The 16626-nt window shown below is 67.6% G+C and carries 16 protein-coding genes; 14 read left to right on the top strand and 2 right to left on the bottom strand.

The genetic code is table 11. The features are described from left to right. From ACILR4_RS21830 to nagZ, 11 genes are all read left to right on the top strand, one after another. Positions 1-405: MucB/RseB C-terminal domain-containing protein (locus tag ACILR4_RS21830; RefSeq protein WP_395702988.1), on the top strand; the 405-nt coding region annotated here is incomplete at its 5' end. A gap of 59 nt (positions 406-464) precedes the next feature. Then, the gene (locus tag ACILR4_RS21825; RefSeq protein WP_395702987.1) at positions 465-1916 is read left to right on the top strand and encodes a Do family serine endopeptidase; all 1452 of its coding nucleotides are present in this window, start codon (positions 465-467) and stop codon (positions 1914-1916) included. Positions 1917-2462: 546 nt separating this feature from the next. Beyond that, positions 2463-4271, top strand: coding sequence for a translation elongation factor 4 (lepA, locus tag ACILR4_RS21820; RefSeq protein WP_395702986.1), 1809 nt, complete (start codon positions 2463-2465; stop codon positions 4269-4271). Between the two features lie 11 nt (positions 4272-4282). Further along, positions 4283-5254 (top strand): signal peptidase I, encoded by a 972-nt coding sequence (gene lepB, locus ACILR4_RS21815; protein ID WP_395702985.1) that lies wholly within the window; start codon positions 4283-4285, stop codon positions 5252-5254. A 26-nt stretch (positions 5255-5280) separates the two neighbouring features. Beyond that, on the top strand, positions 5281-5658 hold the full coding sequence (locus ACILR4_RS21810; protein ID WP_395702984.1) for a DUF4845 domain-containing protein: 378 nt from the start codon (positions 5281-5283) through the stop codon (positions 5656-5658). A gap of 28 nt (positions 5659-5686) precedes the next feature. Then, a complete protein-coding gene (rnc, locus tag ACILR4_RS21805; RefSeq protein WP_395702983.1) occupies positions 5687-6391 on the top strand; it encodes a ribonuclease III in 705 nt (234 codons plus the stop codon). 6 nt (positions 6392-6397) lie between these two features. Further along, a complete protein-coding gene (gene era / locus ACILR4_RS21800; RefSeq protein ID WP_395702982.1) occupies positions 6398-7321 on the top strand; it encodes a GTPase Era in 924 nt (307 codons plus the stop codon). Further along, positions 7318-8103: a DNA repair protein RecO gene (gene recO, locus ACILR4_RS21795; protein WP_395702981.1), complete on the top strand. Its 786-nt coding sequence runs from the start codon at positions 7318-7320 to the stop codon at positions 8101-8103. The genes era and recO overlap by 4 nt, the downstream gene beginning before the upstream one ends. Further along, positions 8100-8894 (top strand): pyridoxine 5'-phosphate synthase, encoded by a 795-nt coding sequence (locus ACILR4_RS21790; protein WP_395702980.1) that lies wholly within the window; start codon positions 8100-8102, stop codon positions 8892-8894. Before recO ends, ACILR4_RS21790 begins: the two co-directional genes overlap by 4 nt. Further along, positions 8891-9292, top strand: coding sequence for a holo-ACP synthase (gene acpS, locus ACILR4_RS21785; protein ID WP_395702979.1), 402 nt, complete (start codon positions 8891-8893; stop codon positions 9290-9292). The genes ACILR4_RS21790 and acpS overlap by 4 nt, the downstream gene beginning before the upstream one ends. Beyond that, a complete protein-coding gene (gene nagZ / locus ACILR4_RS21780; RefSeq protein ID WP_395702978.1) occupies positions 9289-10347 on the top strand; it encodes a beta-N-acetylhexosaminidase in 1059 nt (352 codons plus the stop codon). Before acpS ends, nagZ begins: the two co-directional genes overlap by 4 nt. A 51-nt stretch (positions 10348-10398) precedes the next feature. Here nagZ and ACILR4_RS21775 read toward each other — a convergent pair whose 3' ends face one another. Together ACILR4_RS21775 and ACILR4_RS21770 are read right to left on the bottom strand one after the other, a co-directional pair. Further along, positions 10399-10953, bottom strand: a complete 555-nt coding sequence (locus tag ACILR4_RS21775) for a hypothetical protein (RefSeq protein WP_395702977.1) — start codon at positions 10951-10953, stop codon at positions 10399-10401. Between the two features lie 161 nt (positions 10954-11114). Further along, positions 11115-13973 (bottom strand): ribonuclease E/G, encoded by a 2859-nt coding sequence (locus ACILR4_RS21770; protein WP_395702976.1) that lies wholly within the window; start codon positions 13971-13973, stop codon positions 11115-11117. Positions 13974-14573: 600 nt separating this feature from the next. On the opposite strand from ACILR4_RS21770, the gene ACILR4_RS21765 reads away from it, so the two are divergent. The 3 genes from ACILR4_RS21765 to ACILR4_RS21755 are packed head-to-tail and all read left to right on the top strand — an operon-like array spanning position 14574 to position 16607. Then, on the top strand, positions 14574-15569 hold the full coding sequence (locus tag ACILR4_RS21765) for an RluA family pseudouridine synthase (RefSeq protein WP_395702975.1): 996 nt from the start codon (positions 14574-14576) through the stop codon (positions 15567-15569). An 11-nt stretch (positions 15570-15580) separates the two neighbouring features. Next, entirely contained in the window at positions 15581-16246 is a 666-nt protein-coding gene (locus tag ACILR4_RS21760; protein ID WP_395702974.1) for an HAD family hydrolase, read from the top strand. Next, entirely contained in the window at positions 16221-16607 is a 387-nt protein-coding gene (locus tag ACILR4_RS21755) for a Rieske (2Fe-2S) protein (RefSeq protein WP_395702973.1), read from the top strand. The genes ACILR4_RS21760 and ACILR4_RS21755 overlap by 26 nt, the downstream gene beginning before the upstream one ends. The last annotated feature ends 19 nt before the right edge of the window (positions 16608-16626 follow it).

The following is a 16626-nucleotide window of genomic DNA, read 5'->3' as shown; positions in this document are numbered from 1 at the left end:
GGCAAGCTGGCGGCAGACACGGTGCTCGGACCGATGAAGAAGCTGGAGGGCTACCGCGTGGTCCGGCCCCAGGCCGTGCGCACCCAGCTCGAGGCCGAGGGCTGGGGCCTTGCGCGCAGTGTCCCGGGCTTCCAGTTGGTGAGCTGTGTCAGGCGCCCGCTGGATCCGGTCGCCGAGGGAGGGCCTGCCGATACGGCGCTGCAGGCCGTCTTTTCCGATGGCCTGACGCACGTCTCGGTTTTCGTCGAACGCTTCGATCCCCAGCGCAACAAGCCGATGCGCACGGTGCTGGGCGCCACCAATACGTTGATGAGCCGCAATGGCGACTGGTGGATCACGATCGTCGGTGACGTGCCGATGGCCACGGTGCAGCAATTCGAGTCGGTGTGGCAACGCAAGCCGTGAGCGGCGGCCTGGCTCGACTTTGAAGAATTTCCGGATGGTCCGGATGCTGGAGGGATAGCTTGACCATCGCAGTTTCCTGGGGGCGCCGACTGGTGCTGGCGGCCGTTGCAAGTGCCGGAGTGCTGGGCCTGCTCGCCGGCCCCGTGCAGGCCAAGGCGGAATTGCCTGACTTCACCGAGTTGGTGGAGCGCGTGGGGCCATCCGTCGTCAACATCCGCACGCTGGAGCGCGTGCGTGGCGGCAATGCCGGCCAGGAACGCGGCGTTGACCCCGGGCTCGAAGAGTTCTTCCGCCGCTTCGGCATTCCCTTGCCGGGCGGGCGAGGTGCACCCCGAGGTGGCAACAACAACGACGACGAGCCACAGCAGCGGGGCGTCGGCTCGGGCTTCATCCTGAGCCCTGACGGCTTCGTGATGACCAATGCGCATGTTGTGGACGGCGCCGATGAAGTGCTGGTCACGCTCACCGACAAGCGCGAGTTCAAGGCCAAGCTCATCGGCGCGGACAAGCGCACCGACGTGGCCGTGGTCAAGATCGAGGCCAATGGCTTGCCGGCGGTGAAGGTTGGCGATGTCGGGCGACTGAAGGTGGGCGAGTGGGTGATGGCGATCGGTTCGCCCTTCAACCTGGCCAACAGCGTGACGGCCGGCATCGTCAGTGCCAAGGGGCGCGAGACCGGTGAGTACCTGCCGTTCATCCAGACCGACGTGGCGATCAATCCTGGTAATTCGGGCGGGCCGCTGATCAACATGCGCGGCGAGGTGGTCGGCATCAATTCGCAGATCTACAGCCGCTCGGGCGGCTACATGGGCATTGCATTCGCGATCCCGATCGATGAGGCGATGCGCGTGGCCGATCAACTGCGGGTCAACGGGCGCGTCATCCGTGGTCGAATCGGCGTGTCGATTGCCCCGGTGACCAAGGAGGTCGCCGAGGCCATCGGGCTGGGCAAGCCCGCCGGCGCGCTGGTGCGAGGCGTCGAATCCGGCCAGCCGGCCGAGAAAGCGGGCATCGAGGCCGGCGACATCATCACCAAGGTCGAGGGCAAGACGATCGACGGCTCGGTCGACCTGCCGCGTATCGTGGGTGCTATCAAGCCGGGCAGCAAGGCAACGCTGCAGGTGTTCCGGCGCGGCAGCTATCGCGACGTGACGGTGACGGTGGCCGAGTTCGAGGCCGACTCGGCATCGGCCCGCTCGCCGTCCACGGCGGAGCCAGCGCCGTCCGCGGCGGGCAAGACGGCATTGGGCCTGACCGTCAGTGACCTGACCGAGGCGCAGCGGCGCGAACTCAAAATTCGCGGTGGGGTTCGCGTCGAGGCGGCCGACGGTGCGGGTGCACGTGCCGGCGTGCGTGAGGGAGACGTGCTGCTGATCCTGGACAACGTCGAGATCGCGGACGTCAAGCAGTTCATGACGGTTGCCGCCAAGGCGGAGAAGTCGCGTGCCGTCAGCGTGATGGTGCGGCGCGGCGAGTGGGTCAACTACCTCGTCATACGTCCGAGTCGCTGAAGCTCTGATGGCGACCACTCATCCGACTGATCTGGCGGGTCTTTCCGCAATACGGCATCCGACCGGGCTCTACGAAGACCTCTTTCGGTGGGCATGGATCAGTCAATTTGCCGTTCTTGCCGGTTGAAAAGTTGGTGAACGGTCACCTCCGAATGCCGGGTCCGTGATTGTGTCGCCGGCTGGTTAGAATGGGCTGACAAGAGGGGCTGTTTAGCACCATCAGCTGGTCGAACTCAGGGTTCCTACCAGCGTCCTGGATGTCGGTCGATGATTGTGGATAAGCTGTGGATGATTGGTGTCTGTTGGCACCTCGCAACGGCCGGAAAACAAGCAACGGTGCGGTTTCCACCGGGATGGATTTGGCTACAATGAAGGCCCAACAAGCAGTTGCCATAACCTTTTGTTGGAAGGCGCGTCTCCTCTTGGACGTGCCTTTTTTTTAGCTTCCAAGCGCCCAACGGGCCGTCGCATCGCTTTGGCGCTACCAGCTCGCGCCACGAAGCGGTTCCCCCGCTTCCTCCTCTGCGCCAGCGACCTCTCTGTCTCATGGACCACATCCGCAACTTCTCCATCATTGCCCATATCGACCACGGCAAGAGCACGCTAGCCGACCGCATCATCCAGCGCTGCGGCGGCCTGAGTGATCGCGAGATGGAGGCGCAGGTGCTCGATTCGATGGACATCGAGCGGGAGCGTGGCATCACGATCAAGGCGCAGACCGCCGCGCTTCAGTACACAGCCCGCGACGGGCGCGTCTTCAATCTCAACCTGATCGACACGCCCGGCCACGTCGACTTCTCGTACGAAGTGAGTCGCTCGCTGTCGGCCTGTGAAGGCGCGCTGCTGGTTGTCGATGCGAGTCAGGGCGTGGAGGCGCAGACGGTGGCCAACTGCTACACCGCGCTCGACCTGCACGTCGAGGTGGTGCCGGTGCTCAACAAGATGGATCTGCCGCAGGCCGATCCGGAGCGTGCCAGGGCCGAGATCGAAGACGTGATCGGCATCGATGCCAGCCATGCGATCCCTTGCTCGGCCAAGACGGGCGAAGGCATCGACGACATCCTCGAGGCGGTGATCGCGCGCATGCCGGCGCCGCGCGGCCAGCCCGACGGACCGCCGCGCGCGATGATCATCGACAGCTGGTTCGACAACTACGTCGGCGTCGTGATGCTGGTGCGTGTCGTCGACGGCCGCCTCGCGAAGGGCGATCGCATCCGGCTCATGGCCACCAGTGCGGTCTACCCACTCGAACAACTCGGCGTGTTCACGCCCAAGTCAGAGCCGCGCGACGAGCTGCGCGCCGGCGAGGTCGGCTTCCTGATTGCTGGCATCAAGGAGCTGAAGGCCGCGAAGGTGGGCGACACCGTCACGCTGGAGAAGAAGCTGCCGAACAACGCCGGCCCGGCCACCGAGCCGCTGCCTGGCTTCAAGGAAATCCAGCCGCAGGTCTTCGCCGGCCTCTATCCGACCGAGGCCAGCGAATACGACCAGCTGCGCGATGCGCTGGAGAAGCTGCAGCTCAACGACAGCTCGCTGCGCTTCGAGCCCGAGGTGAGCCAGGCACTGGGCTTCGGATTCCGTTGCGGCTTCCTCGGTCTGTTGCACATGGAAATCGTGCAGGAGCGCCTGGAACGCGAGTTCGACCAGGACCTGGTGACGACCGCACCCAGTGTGGTCTACGAGGTCGAGCTCAACGATGGCACGGTGCTCGAGGTCGAGAACCCGAGCAAGATGCCGGACCTGGGGCGCATCCGCGAGATCCGCGAACCCATCGTCACGGTGCACCTGTACATGCCGCAGGACTGCGTCGGGCCGGTGATGACGTTGGCCAACCAGAAGCGCGGCGTGCAGATGAACATGGCCTACCACGGCAAGCAGGTCATGCTGACCTACGAGCTGCCGCTGGCCGAGATCGTGCTGGACTTCTTCGACAAGCTCAAGAGCGTCTCGCGAGGCTATGCCTCGATGGACTACGAGTTCAAGGAGTACCGCGCTGCCGATGTCGTGAAGGTCGACATCATGATCAATGGCGATCGCGTCGACCCGCTCGCGATGATCGTGCACCGCAGCCAGTCGCAGTACCGCGGCCGCGCGGTGGCCGCGAAGATGCGCGAACAGATCCCGCGCCAGATGTATGACGTGGCGATCCAGGCCGCCATTGGCGCCAACATCATCGCGCGCGAGAACATCAAGGCGCTGCGCAAGAACGTGCTGGCAAAATGCTACGGCGGTGACATCACCCGAAAGCGCAAGCTGCTGGAGAAGCAGAAGGCCGGCAAGAAGCGCATGAAGCAGATCGGCACGGTCGAGGTGCCGCAGGAAGCCTTCCTGGCCATCCTGCAAGTCGAGGACTAGAAGACAGAACCATGAGTGCTCTCACCGTCGCGCTGTTCGGCGCGCTTGCGGTCTACCTCGGCGGCTGGTACGCAGGCTACTGGATCGGCAACTTCTCGCTGCTGTTGCTGATCCTGAGCCTGGTGACGCTGGGCTACTGGCTGGCCGAGCGATTCCACTTCGCCCCGGCGCGCGCCGCCGCCGCGCGTGCCCTGGTCGAGCAGGACGCGCAGCGGCGCTCGGAGCTGGCCAGGAAGGGCATCACGCAGGTCGATGGCGACATCGAGAAGGCTCGCCAGAGCCTGTTGATGCAGCCCTGGTGGCTCGACTGGACGGCCGGTCTCTTTCCGGTGATCCTGATCGTCTTCCTGCTTCGTTCGTTCCTGTTCGAGCCTTTCAAGATTCCATCGGGCTCGATGATTCCGACGCTCCTGGTCGGCGACCTGATCCTGGTGAACAAGTTTCACTACGGCATCCGCCTGCCGGTGTTGAATCAGAAGATCATCCCGAATCACGAGCCGAAGGCGGGTGACGTGATCGTCTTCCGTTACCCCATGGACCCGCGCATCGACTACATCAAGCGCGTGGTTGGCGTGCCGGGCGACGAGGTGGCCTACCTGAACCAGAAGCTCTCGATCAACGGCAAGCCCGTGGCCGAGGCGCGGGCCGACAAACCCTACTACGACGCCGACAGCATCCGCTATGCGCCGATGTTCAGCGAACAGCTGGGGACGGTGAAGCACAACATCCTGGTGAACCCGGATGCCGGTCCGCCGCTGATTCCGAAGGAGGCGTTCGTCAAGTTTCGTGACCAGTGCCGCTACAGCGCCGAGGGTGTGGTCTGCAAGGTGCCGCCCGGGCACTACTTCGTGATGGGTGACAACCGCGACAACTCCGAGGACTCGCGGTACTGGGGCTTCGTGCCCGACGAAAACATTGTGGGCAGGGCGTTCCTCGTGTGGATGAATTTCGGTAACCTCGGGCGCATCGGCAGCTTCGACTGAGCATCGCGCTCGGGCACCCACACGACATGAAGCACACCCTGGGCCATTCCCTCCGTCTTCGCGCGCAGCGCGGTGTCACGTTGATCGGCCTGCTGAGCTGGGCGGTGGTGATCGGTTTCGTCGGCTACGTGCTCGTGCGCACGGTGCCGACGGTGCTCGAGTTCCAAGCCATCCAGACGGCGGTCAACAAGATCGCTGCCAGTGCGCCGCCCACGGTCGCGGCCATCCGCGCGGCCTTTGATCGGCAGAAGGAGATCGAGTACTCCATCGAGTCGATCGGCGGCAAGGACCTGGACATCACCAAGGAAAACGACCGGGTGGTCATCCGCTTCGCGTACCAGAAGGAAGTCGAGCTGATCAAGCCGGTCTACCTGCTGATCAAGTACGAAGGCGAGTCGAAGTGAGGCTCGTCGCCTGAACGGCATCTTCATCATGGACGGCCGACTCGATGCATTGCAGTCCCGCCTTGGGCGGCGCTTCAATGACCCGCGCCTGCTGCAGCGGGCGTTGACGCACCGCAGCTTCAGCGCCGACCACAACGAACGGCTTGAATTCCTCGGCGACGCGGTGCTCAACCTCGCCGTGTCGAGCCTGCTGTTCGAGCGCTTCGCCGGCTCCGACGAAGGCGACCTGACCCGTGTGCGGGCGCACCTGGTGCGCGAGGACAGTCTGCACCGCGCTGCGCTCACGCTCGGCCTGCCCGAGGTGCTGCGCCTGTCCGACGGCGAGGCGCGGGGCGGAGGCGCCCAGCGCCCTTCGATCCTGGCCGACGCGGTCGAGGCCGTGATCGGCGCCACCTACCTGGACGGTGGGTTCGAGCCAGCCGCTCAGCTCGTGCGTCAGCTCTTCGGTGAACTGATCAGTGGTACCGAGGCCGACAGCTGGAGCAAGGACGCCAAGACCGAGCTGCAGGAATGGCTGCAGGCGCGCAAGCTGCCGGTGCCCACCTACCGCATCGTCGCCACCCGCGGCCAGGCCCATGCCCAGACCTTCGACGTCGAGTGCGCGGCGCCGGCCCTGGGCGTGGCCGAGCAGGGCGAAGGTCGCTCGCGGCGCGCTGCCGAGCAGGAAGCCGCGCGCCGCCTGCTCGCCAAGCTCAAGGCCAGCGACCGGCCTGGCGGCCCGCTGCGGTCCTAGTGCACCATGAACGACGCTGCCAATCCCGCTCCGCAAACCGACCAGCCGCCGCAGCGCTGTGGCCTGATCGCCATCGTCGGCCGGCCCAACGTCGGCAAGTCAACCTTGCTGAATGCGCTGGTGGGCCAGAAGATCAGCATCACCTCGCGCAAGGCGCAGACCACGCGGCACCGCATCACCGGTGTGCGCACGCTGGGCGAGTCGCAGTTCGTCTTCGTCGACACGCCGGGCTTCCAGACGCGTCACGGCACCGCGCTGAACCGCAGCCTCAATCGCACCGTGCAGGGCGTGCTGGCCGACGTCGACGTGGTGCTGTTCGTCGTCGAAGCGGGGCGCTTCAACCTCGACGATGCGAAGGTGCTGGCCCTGCTGCCGCCGGGCAAGCCTGCGGTGCTGGTGGCCAACAAGCTCGATGCGGTGACGCGCCGCCAGGAGATGCTACCCTGGCTCAAGAGCATGCAGGAGCGCCATCCGTTCGCCGAATTCGTGCCCATCTCGGCGCGCAAGACCGACGATGTCGAGCGCCTGTTCAAGATCGTCGCGCCCTACCTGCCCGAGCAGCCGTGGCTCTACGAACCGGACGCGCTGACCGATCGCAGCGAGCGCTTTCTGGCCGCCGAGTTGATCCGCGAGAAGCTGTTCCGCCTGACCGGCGACGAGCTGCCCTACAGCGTGACTGTCGTGCTCGACAAGTTCGAGGAAGAGCAGAGCGGCCTGCGCCGCATCGCGGCGACCATCGTCGTGGAGCGGGAGGCGCACAAGGGCATGATCATCGGTGAGGGCGGTCATCAGCTCAAGCGCATCGCCAGCGAGGCGCGCCAGGAGCTCGAGCGCCTGCTCGAGGCGAAGGTCTTTCTCGAGATCTGGGTCAAGGTGCGGTCGGGCTGGGCCGACGACGAGGCGCACCTGCGCTCCTACGGCTACGAATGAGCAAGTCCGGCGGGCAGCCGGCCTACGTGCTGCACCAGTGGGACTGGAGCGAGACGAGCCTGATCCTGGACCTGTTCACGCGCGAGCAGGGGCGCGTTGCGGTGGTGGCCAAGGGTGCCAAGCGGCCCTACTCACAACTGAGGGCGGTGCTGCTGCCATTCCAGCGCGTGCAGGTGCTGCTGGGCCGGCCCAAGGCCGACGAAGCGAGCGACATCCTCACCCTTCGCAGCGCCGAATATGCGGGCACGCCGGGCAGCAGCGCGGCGCTGCCGCCTGCGCAGCTGTTCTCGGGCTTCTACCTGAACGAACTGCTGATGAAGCTGCTGCCGCGCCAGGACGCCCATGCGCGCCTCTTCGATGCGTACGCCGATACGCTGCAGGCGCTGCGCCAGGCAAGTGACGAGGCGCCGCTGCGCGCCTTCGAGCTGCTGCTGCTGCGAGAGACCGGCGTGCTTCCGGAGCTCGACCGCATGACGATGACCCAGCAAGCCCTGCAACCGAACCTGGCCTATGCCCTGCGCGCCGAAGCGGGGCTGGTGCCGGCCGGCAATGCCGACGGCGGGCTGCACGCCGCCACCTGCCAGGCGCTGCAAATGGCGCTCGATGCCGATGACATGAGCACGCTGCGCCAGGCCTGCGGTCTGCAACTGCAGGCGCTGCGCCTGCAGTTGCGAGGCCTCCTTCACTATCATCTCGGTTCGTCGCAGTTGCGCTCACGGGCTGCCATGCTTGAAGTGCGCCGCCTGCTCGATGCGCCAACCTCTCTACACGGCTCGCGATGAATCCGCTTGTTGCTCCCGAAGCTTTCCATCATGGCGGCCGTACCGCGCTGTCGGTCAACGTCAACAAGATTGCGCTGCTGCGCAACACGCGGCATCTCGGCATTCCCGATGTCGTGCACCTGTCGCGCATCGCGCTCGAAGCAGGTGCCCAGGGCATCACCGTTCACCCGCGGCCGGACGAGCGCCACATCCGTGGCCAGGACGTGCACGACCTGGCGGCGCTGATGCGGCAGTGGCCCGAGGCCGAGTACAACATCGAGGGCAACCCCTTCCATAACCTGATGGACTTCGTGCGCGCGGTGCGCCCGCACCAGTGCACCTTCGTGCCCGACAGCACCGACCAGTTCACCTCGGACCACGGTTGGATCTTCCCGGGCGATCTTGAGCGCCTGAAGCCCCTGGTGGCCGAGGCGCAGGCGCTGGGCGTGCGGGTGAGCCTGTTCATGGACCCGAATCCTGAGGCCATGGCCCAGGCCGCAGCCACCGGCGCCGAACGGGTCGAGCTTTACACGGAGTCCTATGCCGGTGCGCATGGCCAGCCGGAACAGGCCGCTGTCTTGGCGCGTTATGTGGCGGCGGCCCAGGCAGCCATCGCGGCGGGCCTGCAGATCAATGCCGGCCATGACCTGAACCGTGCCAACCTCACCGATTTCCTGCGTGCGGTGCCAGGCGTGCAGGAAGTGTCGATCGGGCACGCGCTGATCGCCGACGCCCTGGAACTCGGCCTGGCCGACACCGTGCGCGACTACCAACGCTGCATCCAGCGGGCGTTTCAACCGGCGGGCCGATGATCTACGGCATCGGCGCCGATGTGTGCGACGTGCGGCGCGTCCGTGCGACGCTGGAACGCCGCGGCGATCGCTTCGCCGAGCGCGTGCTGGGGCCCGCCGAGATCCAGGTCTTCCATGCGCGCAGGGCCCGTGTCGACACGCGTGGCGTGGCCTACCTTGCCACGCGCTTCTCCGCCAAGGAGGCCTTTTCCAAGGCCATTGGCCTGGGCATCCGCTCGCCGATGAGCTGGCGTGCCTGCGAGATCCTCAACCTGCCCAGCGGCAAACCCGAGATCCGCCTGCATGGCGAGCTCGCCGAGTGGTTCAGCGCGCGCGGCCTGCGTGCCCATGTCACCGTCACCGATGAAACCGACTACGCCGCATCGTTCGTGGTTGTCGAAACGACCGATTCCCCATGACTGCTGATGCCGTGCTACATGCCCCGCTCGTGATCGACGTTGCCGGCACCGAGCTCGATGCCAATGATCGGCGCCGCCTGCAGCACCCGCTGACCGGCGGGCTCATCCTCTTCACCCGCAACTGGCGCGACCGCCAGCAGCTGACCGCGCTGATCGCCGAGGCCAAGGCGCTGCGGCCCGATCTGCTGGTCACGGTGGACCATGAAGGCGGCCGCGTGCAGCGCTTCCGCACCGACGGCTTCACGCACCTGCCGGCGATGCGCGTGCTGGGCGAGCTGTGGATGCGCGATGCGATGCGCGCCACCGATGCCGCCACCGCTGCGGGCTATGTGCTGGGCGCCGAGCTGCGCGCCTGCGGCGTGGACCTGAGCTACACGCCCGTTGTCGACCTCGACCATGGCCACAGCCAGGTGATTGGCGACCGCGCCTTCCATCGCGACGCACGCGTCGTCACGCTGCTGGCCAAGAGCCTGATGCACGGCCTGCTGCTGGCCGGCATGGGCAATTGCGGCAAGCACTTTCCGGCGCACGGCTACGCCACGGCCGACAGCCATGTGGCGCTGCCGGTCGACAAACGCTCGCTGAAGGCCATCCTCGCCGACGACGCGCGGCCGTACGAGTGGTTGTCGACCAGCCTCAGTGCGGTGATGCCGGCGCACATCGTGTACCCGAAGGTCGATGCGATGCCGGCCGGCTTCTCGCCACGCTGGCTGCGCGACATCCTGCGGGGGCAGCTCGGCTTCCAGGGCGCGATCTTCAGCGACGACCTCAGCATGGCTGGCGCCCGAGCGGCGGGCAGCACGCTCGAGGGTGCGCTCGCCGCGCTGAATGCCGGCTGCGACATGGTGCTGCTGTGCAACCAGTCGCTGAACGGCGGCGCCCCGGTCGATGCTCTGCTCGACGGCCTCAGCCAGGCAGCCGAGCAGGATCGCTGGCAGCCCAATGCCGACAGCGAGGCGCGACGCCTCGACCTGATGCCGTTGCTGCCACCGCTGCCCTGGGACGAGCTGATGCACCAGCCGGCCTACCGGCATGCGCTGGAGCGCCTGCCGTGACCGTTTGCTGACGCACAAAAGACGCGGCCACCGAAATGGCCGTGCGGCGGTTCACTCGCCGAAGTGCATCTGGTATTTCGCGCCATCGGAGAACAGGCAGGCGCCGGTGCCGTTGCTGGGCCCGGTGAGCCGGTATTCGCATTGCGCGCTGACGCCGTTGCTGCCGAAGGCGTTGGCAATGCCGCGTCGGCCATTGCCGTCGCGCCCGTCGATGCCCAGCACCTCGGCGTGGATGCGGCCGTAGGCGGCGTAGCCGCCATCGACGCGGGTTGCATCGCCCTGCATCGGCAGTCCGCGGTAGACCAGCGAGATGCTGCCGCGCCCGCTGTGGTGATCGGTGATCGTCGCGCTCACCAGGCCGGCGCCGCGCGCGACGTCGTTCAACGGATAGAGGCGCGCCTGCAGCAGCGCCGGTAGTGCGGTCGACGGCGCGGCCACGGCTTGTGGCGGTTGCACGATCGTCACCTGGGCGGGTTGCGGCGGCGGCAGCGCCACCGGCCGGCCGGTCTGCGGATCGATCGGCACCACGTAGCAGGCGGTCAGCGCGGCCAGCGGCGGGACCAGCGCGGAACAGAGACCGAGGCGGCGCAAGACGGAGCGACTCATGGAAGCTTTCGAGGCACGGCAACAATGCCGCGCCGCGAAGCTTCCGCGCAAGCCGGCCGCGGGTTCAAGCACGGTCGCGCAAGTAGCGCGACACGCGCCGCGCCGGGGCGGTGGACAGTACGCCACCCCCCGGCGGCCGCGCCCCGGCCGCCGGGCCCGGATCAGGCGGCCGGGCCCTGCGCCTCGAATGGCAGCTTCAGCTGCGACAGGTCCTTGCGCGTCTCGACCAACACCAGCGGCCCCGTGTCGATCACCGTGGCCGGCCTGCGCTCGCGCGGCACATGGACCGCGCGCGGCTCGGCGGCAATGGCTTCCTGCACCAGCCGGATCTTCTCGACGTCGGAGTTCACCCATTGCAGGCCCGAGGACTCGGCGATGCGTTGCAGTTCCTCCAGCGGCAGCACATAGGGCTCGACCACGACCTTCGGCGCCGGCCCGGGTGCCGGTGTCGGCGCGAGGGCTTCGATGGCGGCCGGCGCGTGCTCGGCTGCCGGTGGCTCGCTGCTGCCGCTCTCTTCGAGCGCCGGTGGCTGTGCATCGGCCTCGTCCCGGCGCTCGCGGCGGGGACGATCGCGCCCGCCGCGGCCACGGCGGCGGTTGCTGTCGTCGCCGGCCAGTTCCGCGGTGGGCTCGACATCCGACGGCCTATCCTCGACGGCGCGCTCGGCGGTATCGGTCCCGGCTTCCGGCGTGGCATCGATCGTGCCCGGCGCTTCGTCACGGCCACCGCGGCCGCCGCGGCGGCGGCGCCGACGGCGCTGCTCGTCGCGCTCGCCTTCCGGGGCCTCGGTGATCTCGGCGCCCGGTGCCAGATCGGTCGGCAGCTCGGCCAGCGCGGCTGCCTCGGGTGCATCGGCCCGCGGCTCACGCTCGGGGCGTGCGGGGCGGCGGCTGGCGGTGTCCGGGCTGTCAGCGCCTTCGGTCGATCGATCGCCGCGGCGATTGCTGTCGCGGCCGTCGCGGCGGCCGCCGCGGCCTTCGCTACGTCCTTCACCGCGACCCTCGCCGCGGGGTTCGGCGCGCCCCTCAGCGCGCGTTTCGCCGCGTTCAGCGCGTTCGCCCCGGGCCTCGCGGGTCTCGCGTCCTTCACGGTTGTCTCGGCCCTCGCGGCCACGGCCGCCGCGGTCACCTCGTCCGCCACGCTCCCCACGCCGGCCGTCGCGGCCTTCGCGCTTCTCGCCGCCGGGGGCAGCGGGCTGTGCAGGCTCGGCGACGGACGGTGCGGTCACGGGCTCGGGGGCCGGGGTCGGCGGCGTACTGCCGAAGAGCTTCTTGATCCAGCCGAAGAAGCCGCTGCCGGCCGCAGGGGCCGGCGTGGCGGCCCAGCTCGGTGTCAGCGACGGGGCCGCCGGGGCGGGTGTCGCTGCCGGTGCCGGCGCTGCGGGCATCGGTTCGGGCCTGGGAGGCGCCAACGGTGCCGGCTGGTCGGGCAGCACGCCCTTGATCACCGGCTCCTGCTTGGGCTTGGCCTTTTCGCGCCGGCTGATCGAGACCTCGTCGTCCGGCTCCTCGATCATCGTGTAGCTGGCCTGCAGGTTCTCCAGTCGCGGATCGTCGTGACGCAGCCGCTCCAGCTTGTAGTTAGGCGTCTCGAGGTGCTTGTTCGGCACCAGCAGCACGGTGACGCGCTGCTTCAGTTCGATCTTGGTGATCTCGGTGCGCTTCTCGTTGAGCAGGAAGCTGGTCACCTCCACCGGCACCTGCACGTGCACGGCGGCGGTGTTGTCCTTCATCGATTCCTCTTGAATGATGCGCAGGATCTGCAGCGCGGAGGATTCGGTGTCGCGGATGTGGCCGGTGCCGTTGCAGCGCGGGCAGGTGATGTGGTTGCCTTCGCTCAGCGCAGGGCGCAGCCGCTGGCGGCTGAGTTCGAGCAGGCCGAACTTGCTGATCGACGAGAACTGCACGCGGGCGCGGTCCTGGCGCATCGCGTCGCGCAGGCGCTGCTCGACCTCGCGGCGGTTCTTCGACTCCTCCATGTCGATGAAGTCGATGACGATCAGGCCGCCCAGGTCGCGCAGCCGCATCTGGCGCGCGATCTCGTCGGCGGCTTCGAGGTTGGTGCGTGTCGCGGTTTCCTCGATGTCGCCGCCGCGCGTGGCGCGGGCCGAATTCACGTCGACGCTGACCAGCGCCTCGGTGTGGTCGATCACGATCGCGCCGCCCGAGGGCAGGTTCACGGTGCGGCTGAAGGCCGTCTCGATCTGGTGCTCGATCTGGAAGCGGCTGAACAACGCCGCATCGTCGCGGTAGCGCTTGACCCGTGACGCCGACTCCGGCATCACGTGGTTCATGAACTGCTGGGCCTGATCGTAGATGTCGTCGGTGTCGATCAGGATCTCGCCGATGTCGGACGTGAAGTAGTCGCGGATCGCGCGGATCACCAGGCTCGATTCCTGGTAGATCAGGAAGGCACCCTTGCCGGCCTTGCTGGCGGCGTCGATCGCCGACCAGAGCTTGAGCATGTAGTTCAGGTCCCATTGCAGCTCGGCGGCCGAGCGGCCGATGCCGGCGGTGCGGGCGATCAGGCTCATGCCCTTGGGGTAGTCGAGCTGCTCGAGGTTTTCCTTCAGCTCCTCGCGGTCTTCGCCCTCGATGCGGCGCGACACGCCGCCGCCGCGCGGGTTGTTGGGCATCAGCACCAGGTAGCGGCCGGCCAGCGAGACGAAGGTGGTGAGCGCCGCGCCCTTGTTGCCGCGCTCTTCCTTCTCGACCTGCACCAGCAGTTCCTGGCCTTCCTTGATCGCGTCCTTGATGGTCGCGTTCTTCAGCTCGATGCCGTCGCGGAAGTACTGCCTGGAGATTTCCTTGAACGGCAGGAAGCCGTGGCGGTCCTCGCCGTAGTCGACGAAGCAGGCCTCGAGCGAAGGCTCGACCCGCGTCACCACCGCCTTGTAGATGTTGCCCTTGCGCTGTTCGCGGCCCTCGATCTCGGTCTCGAAGTCGAGCAGTTTCTGTCCATCGACGATTGCCAGGCGCCGCTCTTCCGGCTGCGTGGCATTGATCAGCATGCGCTTCATGTGCACTCCTGTCCGCACGCGCCGCCGTGGCGGCGCGCGTTCACACGGTCACCGGCCCCGCGAGGGGCAGGCGACTCATCCGATGCACGAGCAACGCGTACTAGCCGATGGAGGAATCGCCCTTGACTGCAGTGACCGTTCGACGGGTCAGGTGGGCAGCGGGGCCGCGTGCGGCGAGCGCATGTCGGTTGGCGGTGCCGCCAAGGCCTCGCCGGGCGCGACGCTGCGCGCGGCGCCACGGAGGGCGCTGCTTCGGGCAAGGAGTTGGGGGCACATGCGAACCGGAGGGCTGGCCGCGGATGACAGATCAGGCATGTATTGGCCGGGTCTGCCATCCATGAGCTGGTTTCTTCCCAATGACGGGATGGCTATGAACGACGTGTCTCTTCCACCGGTTCATGCGGGGCCGCCCACCCGCTGTGGCGAGGGAGCCTGCCGCGCTGCGCCAGGTGTTGCATCAACGCTTGTTTTGGTGCGCCTGGTACGGCGCGCCACCACGATCAAGCCCGGCATGCCCGGGTAAACTCTGGAAAATCAAGCACTTAGGGCTCAATCGTGGTCCGCGGCATTATAAGCAGCAAACCGGGCGGACACCGCGACATGACCGCAGCGCAAGGCGTGGCCAGGCCAGCCCCTGCCGCGCCCGCCGTCCAGCGACTGGTCGTCGACGAAGCGGGCGAGGGCCAGCGCCTCGACAATTACCTGCTGCGGCTTCTGAAGGGCGTGCCCAAGACGCATGTCTACCGCGTGATCCGCTCGGGCGAAGTGCGCGTCAACAAGGGTCGTGCCGCGGCCGACACGCGGCTGGCGATCGGCGACGAGGTTCGCGTGCCGCCGGTGCGGGTGGCCGAGAAGGCCGGCGCCGACAAGCCGGCGCCGCCACGCGAATTCCCGGTGCTGTTCGAGGACGAGCACCTGCTGGCCATCGACAAGCCGGCGGGCGTGGCGGTGCATGGCGGCTCGGGCGTGAGCTTCGGCGTCATCGAGCAACTGCGTCGCGCCCGGCCGCAGGCGCGCTTCCTGGAACTGGTCCATCGCCTCGACAAGGAGACCTCGGGCGTGCTGCTGCTGGCGAAGAAGCGCAGTGCGCTCACCACCCTGCAGGACCAGTTCCGCGCCCGCGACACGGGCAAGACCTATTCGGCCCTGGTGATCGGCCAGTGGCCAGCCAAGCTGAAAGTCATCGACGTCGCGCTGCACAAATTCCTGGATGCGGCCGGCGAGCGCCGCGTTCGCACGGTCGGGCCGGCGTCCGACGACGGCCAGCGCTCGATCACGCTGGTCAAGGTGGCCCAGGCCTTCGAGGCCTACACCTTGCTGGACGTCACGATCAAGACCGGCCGCACGCACCAGATCCGCGTGCACCTGGCGCATGCCGGGCATCCGATCGTCGGCGACGACAAGTACGGCGACTTCACGCTGAACAAGCAGCTGGCCCGCGGCGAAGGGCTGCAAGGCCTGCGCTTCGAGCGCATGTTCCTGCACGCGCGGCAACTGGCCTTCGACCATCCGGCCAGCGGCGAGCGCATCACGTTGCAGGCCCCGTTGCCGGCCGAATGCGTCACACTGCTGGCCCGCCTGTCCGAGCCGCACTGACCTCCCCACGCATGTCTTCCCGACCCCGCCGTTTCGACCTGATCGTGTTCGATTGGGACGGCACGCTGTTCGATTCCACCGCGCTGATCGTGCGCAGCATCCAGGCCGCCTGCCAGGACATCGGCGTGCCGGTGCCCAGTGATGCGGACGCGGCCTATGTCATCGGCCTCGGCCTGCGCGACGCCTTGCAACATGCGGTGCCCGGCCTGCCCGAGTCGCGCTATCCTGAGCTGGGCCAGCGCTACCGCCACCACTACTTCGCGCGCCAGCACGAGCTGGTGCTGTTCCCCGGCACGCTGGACATGCTGCGCGCGCTGAAGACGCGCAACCACTGGCTGGCCGTGGCCACCGGCAAGAGCCGGCGCGGGCTCGACGAAGCGTTGCAGACGGTCCAGCTGAAAGGCGTGTTCGACGGCACCCGCACCGCGGACGAGACCGCCAGCAAGCCAGATCCGCTGATGCTGCAGCAACTGATGCGCGAGTTCGGCACCGAACCCGAGCGCACCCTGATGATCGGCGACACCACCCACGACCTGATGCTGGCGGCCAATGCCGGTACTGCCAGCATCGGTGTCAGCTACGGCGCGCACGCACCCGAGGCCTTTGCCGAACTCGGGCCCCTGTTCGTCGCGCACAGCACGGCCGACCTGCATGACTGGCTCCAGCGCCACGCCTGAGGCGCCGCTACCGCTGTGCGCGACCGCCGAGCTGGTCGAGCGCGACAAGGCCTTCGTCTTCGACGTGAGGCTCTGGGGCCAGCCCGCACGGGCCTTCGCGCTGCGCTTCGAGGGCCGCGTGCGGGCCTACCTGAACCGCTGCGTGCACGTACCGGTCGAGATGGACTGGCAGCCCGGCCAGTTCCTCGACATGGAGCGGCGCTGGATCATCTGCTCCATCCACGGCGCGACCTACGAGCCGGCCGACGGGCGCTGTGTCGCAGGCCCCTGCGGCCGCGGCCGGCTCATGCCGATCGACACGCTGGAGCAGGACGGCCAGGTGTATTGGTATCCTTCCCGCGACATCCGCCCCGCCACCTGATGCGCCGGGGCTCCGGACC

Source organism: Aquabacterium sp. (assembly GCF_044226965.1).
Taxonomy (GTDB): Bacteria; Pseudomonadota; Gammaproteobacteria; order Burkholderiales; family Burkholderiaceae_C; genus Pseudaquabacterium.
This window is presented reverse-complemented; position numbering and strand designations above follow the sequence as displayed.

What these genes read in the sequence shown, in the direction of transcription:
- rnc (WP_395702983.1), top strand. Translation starts at nt 5,687, where the DNA reads ATGGACGGCCGACTCGATGCATTGCAGTCCCGCCTTGGGCGGCGCTTC.
- era (WP_395702982.1), top strand. Translation starts at nt 6,398, where the DNA reads ATGAACGACGCTGCCAATCCCGCTCCGCAAACCGACCAGCCGCCGCAG.
- acpS (WP_395702979.1), top strand. Translation starts at nt 8,891, where the DNA reads ATGATCTACGGCATCGGCGCCGATGTGTGCGACGTGCGGCGCGTCCGT.
- ACILR4_RS21755 (WP_395702973.1), top strand. Translation starts at nt 16,221, where the DNA reads ATGACTGGCTCCAGCGCCACGCCTGAGGCGCCGCTACCGCTGTGCGCG.
- ACILR4_RS21765 (WP_395702975.1), top strand. Translation starts at nt 14,574, where the DNA reads ATGACCGCAGCGCAAGGCGTGGCCAGGCCAGCCCCTGCCGCGCCCGCC.
- nagZ (WP_395702978.1), top strand. Translation starts at nt 9,289, where the DNA reads ATGACTGCTGATGCCGTGCTACATGCCCCGCTCGTGATCGACGTTGCC.
- ACILR4_RS21790 (WP_395702980.1), top strand. Translation starts at nt 8,100, where the DNA reads ATGAATCCGCTTGTTGCTCCCGAAGCTTTCCATCATGGCGGCCGTACC.
- ACILR4_RS21810 (WP_395702984.1), top strand. Translation starts at nt 5,281, where the DNA reads ATGAAGCACACCCTGGGCCATTCCCTCCGTCTTCGCGCGCAGCGCGGT.
- ACILR4_RS21770 (WP_395702976.1), bottom strand. Translation starts at nt 13,973, where the DNA reads ATGAAGCGCATGCTGATCAATGCCACGCAGCCGGAAGAGCGGCGCCTG.
- lepB (WP_395702985.1), top strand. Translation starts at nt 4,283, where the DNA reads ATGAGTGCTCTCACCGTCGCGCTGTTCGGCGCGCTTGCGGTCTACCTC.
- ACILR4_RS21760 (WP_395702974.1), top strand. Translation starts at nt 15,581, where the DNA reads ATGTCTTCCCGACCCCGCCGTTTCGACCTGATCGTGTTCGATTGGGAC.
- lepA (WP_395702986.1), top strand. Translation starts at nt 2,463, where the DNA reads ATGGACCACATCCGCAACTTCTCCATCATTGCCCATATCGACCACGGC.
- ACILR4_RS21775 (WP_395702977.1), bottom strand. Translation starts at nt 10,953, where the DNA reads ATGAGTCGCTCCGTCTTGCGCCGCCTCGGTCTCTGTTCCGCGCTGGTC.
- recO (WP_395702981.1), top strand. Translation starts at nt 7,318, where the DNA reads ATGAGCAAGTCCGGCGGGCAGCCGGCCTACGTGCTGCACCAGTGGGAC.